Genomic DNA, 5,163 nt, shown 5'->3' with positions numbered 1-5,163 from the left:
CGGCCTTCGAGGGCGCGTTCGGCGGCTTCCTCCAGGACGCGGGCGCCTGCGCTGCCCGCGTCGGCGGTCGCCTCGTCCAGGATCGCGATCGGCGGGTCGGCCAGGACGAGGCGGGCCAGCGCGAGGTGCTGGGCCTGTGCGACCGTCAGCCGGTGCCCGCCCTCGCCGACGATCGTGTCCAGTCCTTCGGGCAGGGCGTCGGCCCAGTCGAGGGCGCCGACGGTGGTGAGGGCGTGGCGCAGTTCCTCGTCGGTGGCGTCGGGTTTGGCGAGGCGGAGGTCGGCGGTGAGCGGTCCGGCGAAGACGTGCACCTCCTGGCTGATCAGTGTCACCGTCCGTCGGACGCCCTCGGGGCCCAGTTCACGCGTGTCGACCCCGCCGAGAGAAATCGTTCCGCCGGCAGGGGTGTGGATGCCGGCGATGACCTTGGCGAGCGTGGTCTTGCCCGCTCCGCTGGCTCCGACCAGCGCCACGCGCTCCCCGCCGCCCACTTCCAGGTCGATCCCGGACAGGACGGGACGCCCGTCGGCGTACGCGTGGCCGAGGCCGCTCACCGTGATGGCGCCGCCGACTGCGCGACTGCCGCCCTGGGGCGTGTGTTCGGCGGGGAGGTTGGCGACGCCGATGAGGCGGGCGAAGCTGGCGCCGGCGGACTGGGCGTCGTCGATGAGGTAGAGGGCGGCGTTGACGGGGTTGAAGAGGCTGTGGAAGTAGAGGGCGGCGGCGGTGGCGGTGCCGATGCTGACGGCGCCGTTCTGGACGAGGAGGAAGCCGGTGCCGAGCATGGCGGCGAGGCCGATGAACTCGGCGAGATTGAGGCGTGAGAAGAACCCGGTGACGATGAACTGACCGCGCAGCGCCACATCGCGCGTCGCCGCCGACCGGTCTTCGAGCAGCGCCGCGTGCGGCTTGTTGAGGCGGAAGGCGCGTACGGTGCGGACGCCGCCGATGCTGTCGAGGAGTTGGTGCTGGAGGGCGCCGGTGGCGACGCGGTGGCGGGCGTAGACGGGGGCGGCGCGGCGCAGGTACCAGCGTACGGAGAGGATCTGGACGGGTACGGCGAGGAGTGCGGCGAGCAGGAACCGCCAGTCGAGGACGGCGAGGCCGACGAGGGTGAGGACGATGGTCAGGGCGGAGCGGGTGAATTCGGGGAGGGCTTGCCGCACCGACTTGGCGATCATGGAGACGTCGCTGGTGACCCGGGAGACGAGGTCTCCGGAGCCGGCCGCCTCGACCCGTTCGAGGGGCAGCCGCAGCGCCCGCTCGATGAAACGTTCCCGCGTGGTGGCGAGAACGGCTTCGCCGACCCGCGCCACCAGGATCCCGCCGATCGCGGCGACGGCGCCCCGCGCCAGGGCCACGACCACCAGAAGCGCCAGCGGGACAGTGAGGGCGTCCGGCCCCCGGCGTTCGATCACCAGGTCGACGATGTGCCCGAGCAGCGGAGCGGTGAGGAGGCCGATGCCGGTGCCGGCGACCAGGACGAGCACGGCGGCCAGGGCCGGCACCCGGTGGGCGCGCAGGACCGTGCGCAACGCGGCCAGGCACTCGCCGCCGCCGGCGGTCGGGAGGAGCGTGCGGTCCACGGGGTCTGGGGGAGCCGGGCTGAGTGAGGGCCCCGTACCGTCCGCGCCATCGGCGGGATCCGAACGGTCCGCGTGATCGGCGGGATCCGAACGGTCCGCGAGAACCGTGCCAACCGTGTCGGCGTCGCCGCCCATGTCCGTCTCCGTGCTGTTCGTCGTCGTCCGGGTCGTCGCGGGCTCGCGCGTCTCGTCCTCGGGAACGGTGCTCACGCGAGCACCGCCGTTCGGTAGGCCTCGTCGTCGGCGAGGAGTTCGGCGTGCGTGCCGTCGGCCGTCACGGTCCCTCCGTCGAGGACGACCACCCGGTCCGTCGTCGCGAGGAGCGCGGGGCTGGTGGTGATCAGGACGGTGGTGCGCCCCTGTCGGACCTCCCGCAGGCGGGCGGCGATCCGGGACTCGGTGACCGTGTCCACGGCCGTGGTCGGATCGTGCAGGACGAGGACCGGGCGGTCGGCGGCGAGCGCCCGCGCGAGCGCGACGCGCTGACGCTGCCCGCCGGAGAGGGACCGGCCGCGCTCGGCGAGCACCGTGTCCGCCCCACCGGGCAGCACCCGCGCCACCTCGTCGGCCCCGGAGGCCGCCAGGGCCGCCTCGACCGCGTGCGGGTCCGCGCCGTCAGCCGTGGACGCATCTGCCCGCACGACGTCCAGGAGGCTGCCCTCGAAGAGGTCGGCGTCATGGTGGGCGACCAGGACCGCACGGCGCAGGAGGCCCGGGTCCAGCTCGGTGAGCGGGACGCCGTCGAGCTCGACGCGGCCGTCGGCGGGGTCCGTCTCGCGGGCGAGGGCGAGCAGCAGGTCGTGGGCGGCGGCCGGGTCGCGGGTCACGATCCCGGTGAGGCTGCCGGCCGGGAGGTCGAGGTCGACTCCCCGCAGTGTGCCCAGGTGCACGTCGTGCAGCCGGACGTGCCCCGCTTCCTTGTCGGCAGGGGCCTGCTCGCCGCCGGGGACGGCGGCGGGGGAGGCGAGGACCTCGGCGATGCGGCGGGCGGAGGCCCGGGCCTGGGCGAACTCGGCGTTCGCCCAGGCGAGGAGCTGGAAAGGACCGAGGAGGAACTGCGCGAGTCCGACGGCGGCGACGAGATCGCCGACGCTGATGCTCCCGTCCATCGCGAGGTACGCGCCCGCGATGCCGATCAGGGCGATGAAGACGCCCGTCAGACCGAGCAGCGCGCCTTCGTGACCGGCACGGCTGCGGGCCGCGCGGAGCGCGGCGGCGAGCGAGTCCTGACTCGTCGTCCGGTAGCGGGCCACGGCCGCGGACTCGGCGCCCATGCCCTTGAGGACGCGGAGCCCGGAGACGAGGTCGGCGGCGACGCCCGAGGCATACGCGGCGCTCTCCTGCTCGGCCTCGCTCCGCCGCTCCAGGGGGCGGCTGATGCGGTGGCCGAGCCAGAGCAGGGGCGGGATGCCGAGCAGGACGAGCAGGCCGAGCGGGACGGAGATCCCGAACAGAGCCACGGCGCTGACCACGAGGGCGGCGATCGCCGCGGAGCCGTACGGCAGGACCTCCGCGACCGCGCCGACGCGGCTGGCGTCATTGGTGGCGATGCTGGTGAGCGCGCCCGGCAGCCGGTTCGCGTCCGCCCCGCCGCGCGGGTCGAGGACGCGGGCGCCGAGTTCGAGCCGCAGCAGGTGCGCGGCGTGTTCGCCCGCGCCCTCGGCGATCCTGGCGCTGGTCCGGTAACAGGTGGACAGCACGAGGAAGAGGACGCCGAGGACCACGAGCCAGCGCAGTAGTGACTGTGCGGAGCCGGTGGCGACGGCCGAGTCGATGGCGGCGCCGATGACCACGGGCACCAACGCTTCGCACGCCTGGTGGGTCATGCCGAGCGCGGATGCCGAGACGACCCTCCCGCGCTGGCCTCTGATCACTCGGCGCAGGAGGAGTCCTCCGGCCTGACCTCCCACTGGCATGTGCCCCTCCATCTGGACGTTTCTGAAGTCAGGCAAGGCTAGCCCGGGGTCGAGCGGGATCCGATCGCGGCCGTCGCGCCACCTGTCTGCGCACCGGCCCGCCGGTGCGGGTGACGGCCCGCGCCGCTCCCCTCCGGGCCTCCGCCCGCGTGTCCGGGCATCTCGGCCCGCGACATCACGTTGACCGGCCCGTCACGTTCGGTTAGCCTCCCCTAAGCTCTCAGCCTCTCCGTGTGCACCGCCGTCAGGGGGACAGTCGTTGCCGGTCGAAACCCGGGCCGTGCCGGAGAAGCATGCCCGCCTGCGCCCCGCCACCCGGCCGCGTGGCACGTCCACAGCCCTGCGGGGAGTGGGGTTATTACTGGTGCTCGCCGCACTTGTTCTGGTGGGGTTGTTGAGTGTGTGGACGGGGACGCGGGGCATTCCGTTCTCCGCCACCTGGAGCGCCTTGTGGAATCCCGACGGGTCGGAGACGTCGGTGATCATTCATGACTACCGGATTCCGAGGACGCTGCTGGGTTTGCTGGTCGGGGTGGCGCTGGGGTTGTCGGGGGCGCTGATGCAGGCGTTGACCCGGAATCCGCTGGCGGAGCCGGGGCTTTTGGGGATCAGTCTGGGGTCGTCGGCCGGGGTGGTCGTGGCGATCGCGTTCCTGGGCGTGGGCTCGGTGCTCGGGTATGTGTGGTTCGCGTTCCTGGGCGCGGCTGTCGCGTCGGTGGTGGTGTACCTGCTGGGGTCCGCCGGCCGTCAGCTGGCGACGCCCGATCGTCTGGTCGTCGCGGGAGCGGCGGTGACGGCGGTGCTGTACGCGTTCAACTCGGCGGTGCTGCTGCTGAACCCGCGGGCGTTCGACCAGTTCCGCTTCTGGACGGTCGGATCGCTCGCCGGACGCTACTTCGACGTCGTGTGGGTGATCCTGCCGTTCGTGGTGGTGGGGCTGGTGATCGCGATGTTGCTGGGTCCGTCGCTGAACGCGCTGGCGCTGGGTGACCAGATGGGGCGGGCGCTGGGTGTGAACGTGAACCGGACGAGGATCCTGGGGGCGGTGGGGGTGATGCTGCTGTGCGGTGCCGCGACCGCTGCTGCGGGGCCGGTCGGGTTCGTCGGTCTGGTGGTCCCGCACATCGCGCGTTTCGTCGTGGGTCCGGACCAGCGGTGGGTGCTGGCGTACTCGATGCTCCTGGCTCCCGTGTTGTTGATCGGGGCGGATGTGCTGGGGCGGGTGATGGGCGCGCCGGGTGAGGTCCAGGTCGGGATCGTGACCGCGTTCCTGGGGGCGCCGGTGTTCCTGGCGCTGTGCCGTCGCCGAAAGCTGGTCATGCTGTGAACACCACCCACGAGCAGAAGACCGAGAAGACGGCGGGGCGGCGGATCCACCGGCCTCGCGTGATCACGGGGACCGTCCTGCGGACGGGTGGTGTGTCGGTGCGTGTTCGGGGCCGGGCCCTCGTGGTGACGGCCGGGCTGCTGGCCGCCCTGGTCGCGGTGATGCTGGTCAGTCTGGCGACCGGCGACTACGAGCTGACCGTTGCCGAGGTCGTCCGGGCGCTGGCGGGGCGGGACAGCGGTGGTGCGGACTTCATCGTGAACACGCTGCGTCTGCCGCGTGTTCTGACGGCGCTCGCGGTGGGTGCGGCGCTCGCGGTCAGCGGCGCGCTGCT

At 73.0% G+C, this 5,163-nt stretch carries 4 protein-coding genes; 2 read left to right on the top strand and 2 right to left on the bottom strand.

From position 1 onward, the window contains the following. Both ACFYT9_RS39485 and ACFYT9_RS39480 read right to left on the bottom strand, forming a co-directional pair. The coding region (locus tag ACFYT9_RS39485; protein ID WP_389172020.1) for an ABC transporter ATP-binding protein at positions 1-1,796 on the bottom strand (1,796 nt) is incomplete at its 3' end. Continuing rightward, positions 1,793-3,502: an ABC transporter ATP-binding protein gene (locus ACFYT9_RS39480; protein ID WP_389172017.1), complete on the bottom strand. Its 1,710-nt coding sequence runs from the start codon at positions 3,500-3,502 to the stop codon at positions 1,793-1,795. The genes ACFYT9_RS39485 and ACFYT9_RS39480, both read right to left, overlap by 4 nt. A 259-nt stretch (positions 3,503-3,761) precedes the next feature. Here ACFYT9_RS39480 and ACFYT9_RS39475 point away from each other — a divergent pair, with 259 nt between their 5' ends. Both ACFYT9_RS39475 and ACFYT9_RS39470 read left to right on the top strand, forming a co-directional pair. Then, on the top strand, positions 3,762-4,829 hold the full coding sequence (locus ACFYT9_RS39475; protein WP_389172014.1) for a FecCD family ABC transporter permease: 1,068 nt from the start codon (positions 3,762-3,764) through the stop codon (positions 4,827-4,829). Beyond that, a partial coding sequence (locus tag ACFYT9_RS39470) for an iron chelate uptake ABC transporter family permease subunit (RefSeq protein WP_389172012.1) occupies positions 4,826-5,163 on the top strand: 338 nt, incomplete at its 3' end. The genes ACFYT9_RS39475 and ACFYT9_RS39470, both read left to right, overlap by 4 nt.

The organism is Streptomyces sp. NPDC004435 (genome assembly GCF_042873895.1).
Taxonomy (GTDB): domain Bacteria; phylum Actinomycetota; class Actinomycetes; order Streptomycetales; family Streptomycetaceae; genus Streptomyces.
Note: the sequence above shows the minus strand (reverse complement) of the source record. Positions and strands in the feature narration are given on the sequence as shown.

Excerpts from the sequence above, each read along its gene's own strand:
- ACFYT9_RS39480 (WP_389172017.1), bottom strand. The coding sequence starts at position 3,502 with ATGCCAGTGGGAGGTCAGGCCGGAGGACTCCTCCTGCGCCGAGTGATC.